General features: G+C 37.2%; 12 protein-coding genes. All 12 read right to left on the bottom strand.

Annotation, left to right across the window (positions count from 1 at the left end; all coding sequences use genetic code 11):
- Nucleotides 1-915, bottom strand: coding sequence for a UDP-3-O-acyl-N-acetylglucosamine deacetylase (gene lpxC, locus J3U42_RS00855; protein WP_220218009.1), 915 nt, complete (start codon nucleotides 913-915; stop codon nucleotides 1-3).
- A 65-nt stretch (nucleotides 916-980) separates the two neighbouring features.
- On the bottom strand, nucleotides 981-2,108 hold the full coding sequence (gene ftsZ / locus J3U42_RS00850; RefSeq protein WP_370634068.1) for a cell division protein FtsZ: 1,128 nt from the start codon (nucleotides 2,106-2,108) through the stop codon (nucleotides 981-983).
- A gap of 92 nt (nucleotides 2,109-2,200) precedes the next feature.
- Entirely contained in the window at nucleotides 2,201-3,454 is a 1,254-nt protein-coding gene (gene ftsA / locus J3U42_RS00845) for a cell division protein FtsA (RefSeq protein ID WP_220218011.1), read from the bottom strand.
- A gap of 21 nt (nucleotides 3,455-3,475) precedes the next feature.
- Nucleotides 3,476-4,309, bottom strand: coding sequence for an FtsQ-type POTRA domain-containing protein (locus J3U42_RS00840; RefSeq protein ID WP_220218012.1), 834 nt, complete (start codon nucleotides 4,307-4,309; stop codon nucleotides 3,476-3,478).
- Nucleotides 4,310-4,323: 14 nt separating this feature from the next.
- A complete protein-coding gene (locus J3U42_RS00835; protein WP_267335030.1) occupies nucleotides 4,324-5,232 on the bottom strand; it encodes a D-alanine--D-alanine ligase in 909 nt (302 codons plus the stop codon).
- A gap of 2 nt (nucleotides 5,233-5,234) precedes the next feature.
- Nucleotides 5,235-6,683 carry a UDP-N-acetylmuramate--L-alanine ligase gene (murC, locus tag J3U42_RS00830; RefSeq protein WP_416380425.1) on the bottom strand — a complete coding sequence of 483 codons (1,449 nt, stop codon included), beginning with the start codon at nucleotides 6,681-6,683 and terminating at the stop codon, nucleotides 5,235-5,237.
- A gap of 169 nt (nucleotides 6,684-6,852) precedes the next feature.
- A complete protein-coding gene (gene murG / locus J3U42_RS00825; protein WP_220218014.1) occupies nucleotides 6,853-7,905 on the bottom strand; it encodes an undecaprenyldiphospho-muramoylpentapeptide beta-N-acetylglucosaminyltransferase in 1,053 nt (350 codons plus the stop codon).
- Nucleotides 7,905-9,056, bottom strand: coding sequence for a cell division protein FtsW (gene ftsW / locus J3U42_RS00820; RefSeq protein ID WP_267329935.1), 1,152 nt, complete (start codon nucleotides 9,054-9,056; stop codon nucleotides 7,905-7,907). Before ftsW ends, murG begins: the two co-directional genes overlap by 1 nt.
- Complete coding sequence (murD, locus tag J3U42_RS00815) at nucleotides 9,053-10,387, bottom strand: UDP-N-acetylmuramoyl-L-alanine--D-glutamate ligase (RefSeq protein ID WP_267335028.1); 1,335 nt, start codon at nucleotides 10,385-10,387, stop codon at nucleotides 9,053-9,055. Before murD ends, ftsW begins: the two co-directional genes overlap by 4 nt.
- A gap of 24 nt (nucleotides 10,388-10,411) precedes the next feature.
- The gene (gene mraY, locus J3U42_RS00810; RefSeq protein WP_220218017.1) at nucleotides 10,412-11,494 is read right to left on the bottom strand and encodes a phospho-N-acetylmuramoyl-pentapeptide-transferase; all 1,083 of its coding nucleotides are present in this window, start codon (nucleotides 11,492-11,494) and stop codon (nucleotides 10,412-10,414) included.
- Between the two features lie 22 nt (nucleotides 11,495-11,516).
- Entirely contained in the window at nucleotides 11,517-12,872 is a 1,356-nt protein-coding gene (gene murF, locus J3U42_RS00805) for a UDP-N-acetylmuramoyl-tripeptide--D-alanyl-D-alanine ligase (protein ID WP_267335025.1), read from the bottom strand.
- The gene (gene murE, locus J3U42_RS00800; protein WP_220218019.1) at nucleotides 12,869-14,422 is read right to left on the bottom strand and encodes a UDP-N-acetylmuramoyl-L-alanyl-D-glutamate--2,6-diaminopimelate ligase; all 1,554 of its coding nucleotides are present in this window, start codon (nucleotides 14,420-14,422) and stop codon (nucleotides 12,869-12,871) included. The genes murF and murE overlap by 4 nt, the downstream gene beginning before the upstream one ends.
- Nucleotides 14,423-14,429: the final 7 nt, after the last annotated feature.

Genomic DNA, 14,429 nt, shown 5'->3' with positions numbered 1-14,429 from the left:
TTAGGCTAAAACAAGTTGTTGTGTACCTAATGCCAATGGAACAGGTTGATCTTCTGTAAAAGTAACATATTCCCACGCTTCTTGTTTTGCTAATAACGCCTGTAATAACTGATTATTCAAAGCATGACCAGATTTATAACAAACCACTTCACCGATCATGTTATGACCACTCATGTATAAATCACCAATAGTATCAAGCATTTTATGACGTACAAACTCGTCTTCAAAACGTAAACCGTCTTCATTTAAAACTTTATAGTCATCAACTACAATCGCACAATCTAAGCTACCACCAAGGCATAAGCCTTTTGATTGCAATGCTTCGATATCACGCATAAAACCGAATGTTCTTGCGCGACTAATTTGGCGAATAAAAGATTCAGATGAAAAATCCAATTGATAACGTTGTGAACTGCTATCGATAGCAGGATGATGAAAATCAATGGTAAAATCTAATCTAAATCCACTATATGGTCTAACTTCTGCCCATTTGTCGCCGTTCTCAACTCGTACAGTTTGTTTAACTCGTAAGAATTTTTTCAGTGCATTTTGTTCAGTAATGCCTGCATCTAACAACAAATAAACAAAAGGGCTTGCGCTACCATCCATAATTGGAATTTCTGGCGCATCAACTTCGATAATAATATTATCAATACCAAGTCCAGCTAATGCCGAATTGATATGCTCAACAGTAGAAATACGCACATTATCTTCGTTAACTAAACAAGTACAAAGCATAGTATCACGTACTGATTTAGCATCAACCGGAAAATCGACATACGGATTTAAATCTGTACGACGATAGATAACGCCTGTATTTTCTGGTGCAGGACGTAATGTCAAAGTAACTTTTTTACCGGTATGTAAACCTACACCAGTTGCTTGAATCGTCTTTTTTAAGGTTCTTTGTTTCACTTTGCACCTACTCTTTTATTTGTTTCTATTGATATTTGACAATAAAAAACCAAATAAGTTCAATACTAATTAGCCTGCTTACGGATGAAAGCAGGGATATCTAAAATCTTGTGTTCTTCAAGAGGAGAAACAGCGGGTTCATTAACCACTTTCGCTAATTTTTCTTCTTGTTGCCCAAGTGTATTACTTTGGGTAAATAATGAGTTATGAGCCATTGGCTTAGAGATTTTTGCTTCCGGACGTTTATCCATGCCAATACCTGTAGCAACAACAGTAACACGAATCTCATCAGACATGTCAGGGTCAAAAGTTGTACCCACAACCACAGTTGCATTATCAGATGCAAACGCTCTCACTGTACTACCAACGGTTTCGAACTCTTCTAAACCTAAATCTAAGCCAGCGGTGACATTGACTAAAACACCACGTGCACCAGATAAATCAATATCTTCAAGTAACGGGCTTGAAATAGCCATTTCAGCTGCTTCTTCGGCACGGTTATCACCGCTTGCACGACCAGATCCCATCATAGCATAACCCATTTCAGACATCACTGTTCTTACGTCAGCAAAGTCAACATTGATATGACCAGGTTTAGTAATAAGCTCGGCAATCCCTTGTACAGCACCTTTTAATACGCCGTTAGCGGCAGCAAAAGCATCAAGTAGTTTAACACCACGACCTAATACTTTTAATAATTTATCATTTGGAATCGTAATTAATGAGTCAACATGTTTTGCTAATTCAGCGATACCTTGTTCAGCAAAAGCCATACGCTTTTTACCTTCAAAACCAAAAGGTTTAGTAACGACTGCAACAGTTAAGATACCGAGTTCTTTAGCAATTTCAGCGACAACTGGAGCTGCACCGGTTCCGGTACCACCGCCCATACCCGCTGCAATAAAAACCATATCGGCACCTTCAATCGCATTACGAATGACTTCACGATCTTCTTCTGCAGAGTTTCGACCAACTTCCGGATTAGCACCTGCACCAAGCCCTTTAGTAACATTAGTACCAATTTGGATAGTTTGACCTACCTTTATTCTTTTCAATGCTTGTGCATCAGTATTTGCCGCAAAAAACTCAACACCCTCAATATGCTCAGCAATCATATGCTCGACAGCATTACCGCCGCCACCACCGACACCAATAACTTTAATGACTGCTGCTGGTTCATCATCTGCAACCATAGGCTCAAACATAACTTATCTCCAAATTTACGATCTAATAACATTGTACAGATAACGGTCTACAATGTCCACGAAGTTCTTAAATATATTAGCTAAAATTCTTTTTTAAACCAACCGGTCAATCGTTTAGCTATCCCTTTTAATGATGATTTATGACTATCTTTAGCATCATCACTTAATAAACTTTGTTTTCCGTAATGCAATAACCCAACTGTTGTTGAACAATAAGGCTTTTGTACATAATCGGTTAAACCAGATATATTTAATGGTTGCCCAATACGAACTTGATTTTGAAAAACTTTTTCAGCACACTCAACCATTCCTTTAATTTGTGCTGCTCCACCGGTTAAAACAATCCCTGCTGCCAATTGATATTTAACATTTTGTTTTTTCAGTTCATCTTGCAAAACAAGTAACTCTTTTTGCACAAGTGAAAGCAACTCAGAATAACGAGGCTCAATCACATCTGCTAATGTTTGTCTTTGTAATGAACGTGAAGGTCGTCCACCAACACTTGGCACATCGATAACTTCATCTTTGCCGACCAATGAACCAACAGCACAACCATAACGAATCTTGATATTTTCCGCATCCATTGGTGGTGCACCAAATGCGTAAGCGATATCACTCGTAACAACATTGCCAGCGTAAGGAATAACCACCGAATGGCGTAATGCGCCACCAGTATAGACAGTAACATCCATTGTACCGCCGCCAATATCAATAACACATACACCTAGCTCTTTTTCATCGTCGGTCAATACAGCATAACTCGATGCCAGACCAGAAAATATGAGCTGATCAACTTTTAGTCCACAACGCTCAACCGCTTTAACAATGTTTCTTGCCATATCGTTATGGCAGGTGATCAAGTGAACTTTTGCTTTCATCCGCACGCCTGAAAGACCAATTGGATTTTTAATTCCTTCTTGCAGGTCGATTGAATACTCTTGGGCTATTACATGTAATATCCGATGTTCATCAAGAATTCTGACCGATTTAGCAGTATGCACGACATTGTCGACATCTTCAGCCGTCACTTCTTCGTCAGCAATTGGCACCATGCCAATTTCGTTTTGGCAACGAATATGTTTACCCGATAGGCTTAAATAAACAGAAGATATTTGACAATCAGCCATAAGCTCGGCTTGGTCAATTGCGCGTTGAATTGACTTGACCACAGATTCAAGATCGTTTACACCACCTTTATCCACACCTTTTGATGGGCAATGACCTACGCCGATAATATTGACAATACCATCAGGAAGAACTTCACCAACAAGGGCAAGAACTTTGGATGTACCAACTTCTAGTCCGACAACCAATTTTTTTTCTGTTGCTTTCATACTTCAGCCTTTATTTATTCCTTACTGCGCTAGTTTTTCTCTTTGCACTGATATACCATTTTCATAACGTAAATCAGCCACCGTGATTTTTTCGTCTACCGGTATTCTAGATTGAATTTCAGGGAATAATTTAATAAATCGGTTATAACGTTCTTCAATATGTTCGCTTCCTAGCATTAATTTAATATCCTGATTTTCTAAACATAAACCGGCTATACATTGTTTTACCATCAGTTGCCATGCATTACGTTCATCTGATATTGCAGCAGTGATTTGTAATGCTAACTGATTATTAGCTAATTTCTTAGAAAGATTTTCTAAACTATAATATGTTTCAAGCATTGACTTAGCCTTACCTTCAGGCCCATAAATCCTTGGTAATGGCAATTCACCTATTCTATCTAGTGGCACACTAAACACATTGCCACTTTTATCTAATAAAAATAAGTCATTCCAATAAAAAGCAGGTTTGTACTCTTCGATGTAAACAACCAATCTATCTGGCCATTGTTTACGAACACTTACTTGTTTTACCCATGGAAATCGCATGACTTCTTGCTGGATATCATCAACATCTTGCCCAATATAGGTATTGGGTAACCCTAATCCTAAAATTGCCTCTCTTAAATCATCTTCGGTTGTATAAGTATGTTCACCACTTAGTGTTAACTGGGACAAAACCATTTGTTCAGGGTCGTCCATCCAATTTTTAAAACTATGTACGACCCAAGTACTGATAAATATAATCATAATAAAGAACAAAAAACCTATCAACTGTTCTGTATTACGAAAAACAAGCAACCGCCGTCTATTTCTACTTTCTCGTCGATGCGCTGCTTGTCTGACTTGTTTCATAAAGATTTAGCCAATTATATTGTTGCCAAATTTAGAATACGATTAACAAGCTCACTGAAAGACCAACCGTGCTGTTTTGCAGCCATTGGTACCAGACTGTGATCTGTCATACCCGGAGCAGTATTGACCTCAAGTAAATAAGGTTTTTCGTTTTGATCGAACATAATATCTACTCGACCCCAGCCCCGACAGCCTACAGCTTTATAGGCTTCAAGTGCTAATTGGCGTATTTCACGCTCTTTATCTTCAGTTAAACCACTTGGGCAAAAATATTGGGTTGAGTCAGATAAATACTTTGCATCATAATCATAAAAATTTGTAGCAGGCTTAATGTAAATAGAAGGTAAAACTTCTTCACCAACTATTGCTACAGTAAATTCCGGACCGGCTAAAAATGATTCAACCATGACAACATCATCGTATTGAAAAGCAACCTCGATGGCAGCTTTTAATTCAGATACTTCATTTACACGAGTCATGCCAACGCTTGACCCTTCATGACTTGGTTTTACAAATAGCGGTAAATTAAGTTGTTTAACAATAGAATTGACATCTATAGATTGAGACTTGTCTACCATGACATAATCAGCTACTGGCAAGCCTAACGCTTTCCAGACTAATTTTGTTTTTAATTTATCCATTGTAAGCGCTGAAGATAAAACATCGCTTCCAGTATAAGGTATTTTTTGATAAGTTAAAATGGCTTGTGCAATTCCATCTTCTCCACCACGACCATGTAAAATAATAAAGGCTTTAGTATATCCTTCATCTTTTAAACTAGTTATAGGGTGATCTTTAGTATCAATAAGATGTGCATCAATACCATTTGCTAATAATCCTGCTAATACAGCCTTACCCGATTTGAGCGATACTTCTCGCTCAGCAGAGGTTCCACCATACAATACAGCAACTTTATCAACCATTTTTATAAAACCTCTTTTGCAAATAATTGAGAGTTGGCTAATTGGCGAGCAATTCGACCAACACTACCAGCACCTTGTGTAATTAATAAATCGCCACCTTGTAATATTTCTTGCATTATTTCCGGTAGCAGATCTAAGTCAGAAACATAAATAGGATCAACTTTACCTCGATTACGAATCGAACGGCATAATGATCGGCTATCTGCACCAGCAATTGGTTGTTCACCAGCTGAATACACATCTAACATAACCAGCGCATCGACTTGTGAAAGCACTTGCGCAAAATCATCAAATAAGTCTCGAGTACGTGTATATCGGTGCGGCTGAAATATCATTACCAAACGGCGGTCTGCCCAACCATTTCTGGCTGCTTGAATCGTAGCATTTACTTCACTTGGGTGATGTCCATAATCATCAACCATCATAATATCTTTGCCATTAGCATGTGGAAAATAGCCTATCAAATCGAAACGTCGACTTGTTCCGGCAAATTTTGCTAATGCGTTGATAATTGATTGATCATCAATCCCATCTTCAGTGGCGGCAATAATAGCAGCCGCAGAATTTAATGCATTATGTTTACCCGGAGCATTTAATTCAATTTGCAGATCATCACGATCCGGACGACATACCGTGTAATAACTAACCCCACGTTCTTGACGGTAATTTTTGATAACAACATCAGCTTCTTCGCTAAACCCATAAGTAATAATCTTACGTCCAACTACCGGCAATAATTCCCGATTAATCGGATCGTCGTAGCACATAATTGCCAGACCATAAAAAGGAAGATTACGCAAAAACGAAATAAAGGTCTGTTTAAGATTATCAACACTACCTTGGTAAGTATCCATATGGTCTGGTTCAATATTTGTAACAATTGAGACCATTGGTTGCAAATGCAAAAATGAAGCATCACTCTCATCAGCTTCAGCAATAAAGTAACGGCTTGTACCTAATTTGGCATGCGTTCCAGCCGCTTTTACTAATCCACCGTTTACAAAAGTTGGATCAAGCTTAGCTTCCGCATAAATGGCGGTAACCATTGCGGTTGTTGTGGTTTTACCATGTGTACCTGCAATAGCAATACCATAGCGAAAACGCATTAGCTCAGCTAACATTTCAGCACGTTGAATGACAGGAATACGTGCCTCACGCGCAGCGATGACTTCAATATTATCTTGTGATATAGCCGAAGATATCACAACCACACTTGAATTAAGTACATTTTCCGCTGCATGTCCTATAATGATTTTTGCACCTAAAGTTTCTAAATGTTCTGTTACGGCATTTTGAGCGATGTCAGACCCACTTATTTGATACCCTTCATTAGCAAGAACTTCAGCAATACCCCCCATGCCGGCTCCACCGATACCGACAAAATGGATATGTTTGACTCGTTTCATTTCTGGAATAATTGCTCTTAATTCAGCTAATTCCTTTGTATTCACAATCTAACCCCTAATTCGTCTATTTTTGCCTGAAGTTTTCATCTAATATAATCGATTTTGCATTTATAGAATTATTATTTGAGATAACTCAATTTATTATTGACTCAAACATATACTAAACTTGAAATCTTTTGACAAGATTATTACACAAAATTGGATATAAAACTAACTATTTTACCACTGATACCAGTGTTTCCGCCACTTTTTCTGTGGAATCCAGGACAGCCAAACTTTTAGCTTTAACCGCCATTTCAAGCAAATCTTCTCTAGTCAAATTTGCAAGTAAATTAAGTAGTGACTCTACATTAAAATCGGGTTGTTCTATTATTTTAGCTGCACCAATATCGGCCAACGATTTTGCATTCCAAAATTGTTGGCGATCTTTATGCATAAATGGCACAAAAATCGCACCAATACCCACTGCTTCAATTTCACTTACCGTTAAAGCACCACTACGACATATCACAATGTCTGCCCAACTATAAGCCTCTTTCACATCAGTAATAAACTCGGTAACTTTATTATTCGTCATATCACAATGTTGATAAGCTTTAATCACCTCATCAAGCATCCCTTTACCGGTTTGATGCCAGACTATATATTTATCGGACAATTTTGTTATCACTTGAGGTACAACATCATTAATTACTTTTGCACCTTGACTACCCCCCATAACTAATACACGTATAGGACCTTGTCGCTGTTTAAATCTTTCTGTTGGCTCTGCAACGGTTAATAAATCACGACGCACCGGATTACCAACGACTTGTGCATTAGCAAACGCCGTTGGGAAAGCTTGTAAAACCTTAGTTGCAATTTTAGCGAGCGATTTATTCGTTAAACCAGCTATCCCATTTTGTTCGTGTAAAACAACAGGTATACCTAACGTTTTAGCGGCTATACCGCCGGGTCCAGATACATACCCGCCCATTCCTAGCACAACGTCGGGTTTATAAGCTTTTAAAATTTTTCTAGCTTGAAAAACCGCTTTTGATATTTTGTACGGCGCTTTTAATAATGCCATTATCCCTTTGCCACGCAGGCCTGAAATTTCTATAAAATCAATATCAATACCATTTTCAGGCACGAGTTGTGCTTCCATTCTGTCAGCGGTACCTAACCACCTGACTTGCCAGCCCTGCTTCATTAAATAATGCGCAACTGCAATTCCTGGAAAAACATGACCGCCGGTACCCCCAGCCATAACTAATAACTTTTTCATTATTTTATTGACCTTATTCTTGCTTGCGCTTGTTGTTGTCTAAATTCAAAATCGATTCGCAATAAGATTGCGACCGCAATACTCATTACAATAAGACTAGAGCCACCATAACTAATAAATGGTAGTGTTAGCCCCTTAGTGGGTAACATGCCAGATGTCACACCGACATTGACAAAAGTTTGGAAACCAAACCATATTCCAATTTCACAAGCTAAATAACCGGAAAATTGAGAACCTTCATTCAGTGCGCGGTAACCAATAGCTAGCGCTTTGAATGTCAATAAAAATAATAATGACAATAACGCTACTACGCCGATATATCCGTATTCTTCAGAGATAATTGAAAATATGAAATCTGTATGGCATTCCGGCAAATAACCTAATTTTAGGATAGAATTGCCCATGCCTTGGCCACTTATTCCGCCACTACCTATCGCCATTAAAGAAGCTACAAGCTGATACCCCGATCCTGTTGCATCTTGCCATGGATCAAGAAACGTTAATAATCGTGTTAAACGGTAGGATTCATATAATATAAGGCAAATTACAGCGCCAACGCCTGTTAATAATATTGCAATAAATTGCCATAATTGTGCACCAGCAATAAATAAAATACCAATTGTGACCATAAATAACACAATAACGGTGCCCAAATCGGGTTGTTTTAATAACAAAATAGAAAGAACGGCCATAACCACCATTGGTTTAAAAAAGCCCCAAAATCTATTTTGCACTTCATCTGATTTTCGAGTTAAATAACTGGCTAAAAATATAAATAATGATAACTTAGCAAGTTCTGCTGGCTGAAAATTAAAAACGCCAAGCGGAATCCAACGAGAAGCACCATTAATCGATGATCCAATCCCCAACACCATTACTAACATAATAATGGCGATAATTAATAGTATTGAGCCAAATTGTTGCCAGCGTTGCATTGGGATATAGAGCGTAATGAACATTAAAAACAGCGAAATACCCAGCTGAATAAGTTCACGTTGCGTATAAAAGAAAGGGTTACTTTCACTAAATGACATGGACGAAGAAGTCACCATAATTAACCCAAATATCATTAAGCCAATTACCGTCCAGAGTAATTGGTTATCAAAAGGTATATTCGGATTAACTTGTTTTTTGATGGCAAACAGTGTCATTTTCCACTCCTGTGACCGTACTGCTTAGCAAGTTGCGTAAATTGATTTCCGCGATCAATATAGTTTTTGAATTGATCTAAGCTCGCACAAGCAGGCGACAGTAATACCACATCATTTTTTTCTACTTTTTGAGCAATAATTTCTATCGCTTGAGCCATTGTCTCGGTAACTATGGTGTTATCCGGCAATAATTTGGCTAATAAATTGCGATCTCGTCCAAAACAGAAAATTTCAATATTTCTATTTTGTAAGTATCGAATTAATGGAGAAAAATCAGCCGCTTTCCCATCCCCACCCAAGAGCAAGAAAAGCTTACCATGACACACAACGCTTTTTAATGCGGCTTCAGTACTACCGACATTCGTCGCTTTAGAGTCGTTGATCCAAATAACACCATTGTCTTCAAATACCTGTTCAAAGCGATGCGGTAAACCTTGAAATGAAGCTATTGTTGCCAAGCTTGAAGTGCGAGGAATATTTAATTTATCGCTGATTGCTAAAGCAGCCAATGCATTAAGATAGTTATGGCAACCGATTAATTTCATATCCTTAGTTGATAACACCGGACATTGTTGAGCAATTAAATGTTGATACTGACTATCTAAGTGGTAATCGCCATGAATTAACCCAAAAGAAACACATTGATGATGATTCACCGTAGGCACAGTTAGTTTATCATCAGCGTTAATGACACAATATTTTGCATTTTGATAAATACGTTGTTTTGCTTGTGTATATTGCATCAATCCTTGCGGATAACGATCCATATGATCTTCGGTAATATTTAATATTGTTGCAACAGTTGCATGCAAACTATAAGTGGTTTCTAATTGAAAGCTCGATAGTTCAAGCACATATATATCACAATTTTGCTGTAACAATGTTAGAGCTGGTTGACCAATATTTCCACCGACTCCAACTTTAATACCTGCAGATTTGATAATATCGCCAACTAATGTAGTGACAGTGGTTTTACCATTAGCGCCGGTAATTGCCACAATTTTTTTATTGGTTTGAAGATTCACTTCCCGACAAAAAAGTTCAATATCACCGACTATCTCAATTCCCTTTTCGGCAGCTAGTTGTAATTCTGGAGTAGATAAAGCCATTCCGGGACTGGCAATAATTAAATCAGCTTCATATAACCAATCAACATTTAAATCGCCTAAGTGATAAATAACACGCTCATCTAGTTGTTCTAAACCGGATGGTGATAATCGAGTATCAATTACTTTTGGAATAACATTTTGAGCAAGGAAATAATTAACACAAGAAAGCCCTGTGATACCTAATCCAATAATAACAATATTTTTACCCTGATAACTCACCATGATTCAATCCTACTCTTGTTTTTACTAACGTAGTTTTAAGGTTAATAAACCAATTAGTACCAGCATTAACGAAATAATCCAGAAACGGACAATAACTCGAGGCTCCGGCCAGCCTTTTAATTCATAATGATGATGAATTGGCGCCATTCTAAATATTCGTTTACCACGTAATTTAAACGAACCAACTTGCAAAATCACCGATACGGTTTCAATCACAAAAATTCCACCCATGATGAATAATAAAAATTCTTGACGCAGTAAAACCGCAATAATACCAAACACGCCACCTAATGCTAATGAACCAACATCACCCATGAAAACCATTGCAGGGTAAGTGTTAAACCATAAAAAACCTAATCCAGCACCAATAATAGCTGTACAAACAATCATTAATTCGCCACTAAATTTGATATAAGGTATATGTAAATAGGCTGCAAAATTGACATTACCCGTCGCCCATGAAACCAAAGCAAAACCGGCTGCAACAAAAACTGTTGGCATAATGGCTAGCCCATCGAGTCCGTCAGTTAAATTAACTGCATTGCCAGCCCCAACTATTACCACGTAAGCTAATAAGATGTACCATAATCCTAACTGTGGCATCACATCTTTAAAAAATGGCACAACCAGTACTGTCACTGAAGTATCTTTACCATAAGCATAAAGTCCAAAAGCAACAATTAATGCAATTAGCGATTGCCAAAAATATTTCCAACGAGCAATCAAGCCATCAGTATTTTTACGAATCACTTTTAAGTAATCATCAGCAAATCCAATAATTCCATAACCGATTAAAACAAATAGCGTTACCCAAACATAAGGATTACGAAGATCTGCCCATAAAAAAACCGATAATGTAATTGACGCCAAAATAAGCGTTCCGCCCATGGTTGGTGTGCCTTTTTTACTTAAATGAGATTCAGGCCCGTCATGACGAATGACTTGACCGATTTGTAATTTTTGCAACCAATCAATAACTTTTTGCCCAAAGATTAATGAAATGGTTAACGAGGTTAATAACCCTAATATTGCTCTAACTGTTAAATAAGAGAGCACATTAAAAAAGGAAAAATATTTAATTAAATATTCTGAAATCCAAACCAACATAGTTTTAATCCTGACTTATATTTTATTGTTCATTTTTAATTTGTTCTATCACATCTTCCATTTTGGCACTACGAGAACCTTTAACTAACATAGTTAAAGTGGAATGTTGATGTAACAGTGTTAACAGATATTTCACAGCATCTTGTTTGTGGGTAAAATGGTGACCAACACCACTGTAATCACTAATATATTGACTTAACTGCCCGACACTCACAACACAATCAATTTTTTGACGTTGTGCCAATTCACCAATTTGTTGATGATATTTAGCTGCATCATTGCCAAGCTCAGCCATATCACCAACTACTAACACTTTAAATCCTGGTTGAGTAGATAAAACATCAATGGCTGCTGACATCGAACCGACATTGGCATTATAAGAGTCATCCCAAATTAGTTGATTTTGTTTTAATCTTATTGGGTATAACCGCCCTTTAACAGGTTGCAATGTTTGTAAACCTTGCTTAATTTGATCAAAGCTCGCCCCGACAGAAATCGCTAAAGCCGAAGTAGCAATAGCATTGGATATGTTATGTTTACCAACTAAAGGTAAAACAATTTCACATTCACCATGAGGCGTATGTAAAGTAAACCGACTCTTTTCACCAAATTGAATATTGCTAGCATAAAAATTTGCTGCTGAATTATTTAATGAAAAAGTCCATACTGTTTTATCTTTTAACTGATCAAACCATTTATCACTGCAACTATCTAAATTGATAATGGCTATGCCATTTTCTGGTAGTCCTAAAAAAATCTCGCCTTTAGCACTTGCTACACCAGCAAGAGAACCAAAACCTTCAATATGTGCTTCAGCAATATTATTAATTAATGCTGTTTGAGGTTTAACTAGCTTGGTGGTATAAGCAATCTCACCAATATGATTTGCCCCTAATTCAATTACGGCATACTGATCTTGTTTAGTTAAACGAAATAGTGTTAAAGGAACCCCTATATCATTATTAAAGTTGCCTTGTGTATAAAGGGTCGGTCCGCAACACTGTAAAATAGCAGCTGTCATCTCTTTAACCGAAGTTTTACCGGATGATCCTGTCAATGCAACAATTTTGGCTGAGCATTGTTGACGAATATAAGTAGCAATAGCGCCAAGTGCCCAATGGGTATCTTTTACAACGATTTGAGGAATATTACTGTCAATTTTATGGTTGACAACAACAGCTATTGCCCCCGCTTTTATCGCTTGCTCGGCAAATAAATGCCCATCAAAATTTTCCCCGACTAACGCAATAAATAATGATTTAGCAACAATCTTTCTCGAATCAGTGCATATACTATCAATAGCAACGCTTTGATCTTCTATAGCATAACTTTCGCCATTAACGACTGTTATAATCTGCTCAATATTTAAAGGAATCATACTTGATTCTCTACTCCTAAAAGCTGTTTGACTGTTTGTTGATCCGAAAAGTGGTGTTTTGTTTTACCAATAATTTGATAATCTTCATGTCCTTTACCGGAAATTAATATCACATCATTTACATCCGCTTGTGCCAATGTTTGTTTAATCGCTTGAACTCTATCAGTAATCACTTGAACATCTTTTTTAACAGCTTGAAAACCTTGTTCAATATCGTGGATAATTTTCATTTCATCTTCTGTGCGTGGATTATCATTAGTAAGCACAATCTTATCGGCAAACTGTTCAGCCACTTGAGCCATCAGCGGCCTTTTGCCAGTATCTCTGTCACCACCACAACCGAAAATCACCCATAAATTTCCTTTGCAATGAATACGGCTAGCTTGCAATGCTTTTTGTAGTGCATCAGGCGTATGGGCGTAATCAACAATCACTGTTGGACTATTGTTGACATGAATAACTTCCATTCGCCCACAGATAGGTTTAAGAAAAGAAGCCATATTAACAACTGCATAAAATGGGTAATTAAGCGTTAAAAGTGTGGCGACAGCTAATAATAAGTTTGATACATTAAATTCACCTAACAATCGACTATTGATAACTGCATTGCCCCAACTCGATTCCATATGAATCTTGGCACCCTTATCATGATATTCAATCATTGACACACCAACATACTCCATATTAAGTGCCTTTAATCGTCGTAATGACTTAGGTTGACATGATACAGCGGTAACCTGTGACAGTTTTTCAATCCAGCGTTTACCATACGGATCATCATAATTGATGATCGGTTTTCCTGAACTTATAACTTGCCTTTCTTTCTCATCCGGACTGAATAATGACCATTTTGCCTTAGCGTATTTATTCATCGTTTTATGATAATCAAGATGATCACGGCTTAAATTACTAAACACAGTCGCACTAAAGTGTAACCCTTTTACTCTATTCATGGATAAGCCATGGGAAGATATTTCCATGGTAGCGACTGTAACATCTTTTTTTACAAAATCAGCTAATAAAGATTGAATATCAACAGCAGATAAAGTTGTGTTAGTGGAAGGTTCAAGTTTATCGTAAATACCATTACCTATCGTGCCCATAATTGCAACTTTTTCATTTAATAATGCTGTACATTGAGCAATCAACTGCGTGATAGTTGTTTTGCCATTTGTTCCGGTCACGCCAATCAATGATAAGTGATTTGATGGTGAGTGATAATAATCATTAGCAATAGTTGAAACTTTTTGAGCAAGACGATAAACACTAATTTGCGGAACCACTGGCTTGTTGTCTTGTTTAATATAACTGATTTTTAAATCATTCAACTTTCTATTTGTTTCAGTTAAAACAACTACTGCTCCGGCTGAAATAGCTTGCGGTATAAAATCCCGACCATCAACGGTGAAACCTTTAATAGCAATAAACACATCATCTTTATTTACATTGCGACTATCTATTTTCAAATTATTGAGTGGAAAATCATTGACCTTGATTTTCTGATTTACACCCAATAATTTAAGTAAATTTTTAAAAGTGTTTATAGCCATCACTACC

Origin of the sequence: Gilliamella sp. B2923, assembly GCF_026536565.1 — a bacterium.
In the GTDB taxonomy this organism is placed as follows: Bacteria; Pseudomonadota; Gammaproteobacteria; order Enterobacterales; family Orbaceae; genus Gilliamella.
Note: the sequence above shows the minus strand (reverse complement) of the source record. Positions and strands in the feature narration are given on the sequence as shown.

What these genes read in the sequence shown, in the direction of transcription:
- murG (WP_220218014.1), bottom strand. Translation starts at nt 7,905, where the DNA reads ATGAAAAAGTTATTAGTTATGGCTGGGGGTACCGGCGGTCATGTTTTT.
- murE (WP_220218019.1), bottom strand. Translation starts at nt 14,422, where the DNA reads ATGGCTATAAACACTTTTAAAAATTTACTTAAATTATTGGGTGTAAAT.
- murF (WP_267335025.1), bottom strand. Translation starts at nt 12,872, where the DNA reads ATGATTCCTTTAAATATTGAGCAGATTATAACAGTCGTTAATGGCGAA.
- ftsA (WP_220218011.1), bottom strand. Translation starts at nt 3,454, where the DNA reads ATGAAAGCAACAGAAAAAAAATTGGTTGTCGGACTAGAAGTTGGTACA.
- murD (WP_267335028.1), bottom strand. Translation starts at nt 10,387, where the DNA reads ATGGTGAGTTATCAGGGTAAAAATATTGTTATTATTGGATTAGGTATC.
- ftsW (WP_267329935.1), bottom strand. Translation starts at nt 9,056, where the DNA reads ATGACACTGTTTGCCATCAAAAAACAAGTTAATCCGAATATACCTTTT.
- J3U42_RS00840 (WP_220218012.1), bottom strand. Translation starts at nt 4,309, where the DNA reads ATGAAACAAGTCAGACAAGCAGCGCATCGACGAGAAAGTAGAAATAGA.
- mraY (WP_220218017.1), bottom strand. Translation starts at nt 11,494, where the DNA reads ATGTTGGTTTGGATTTCAGAATATTTAATTAAATATTTTTCCTTTTTT.
- ftsZ (WP_370634068.1), bottom strand. Translation starts at nt 2,108, where the DNA reads ATGGTTGCAGATGATGAACCAGCAGCAGTCATTAAAGTTATTGGTGTC.
- J3U42_RS00835 (WP_267335030.1), bottom strand. Translation starts at nt 5,232, where the DNA reads ATGGTTGATAAAGTTGCTGTATTGTATGGTGGAACCTCTGCTGAGCGA.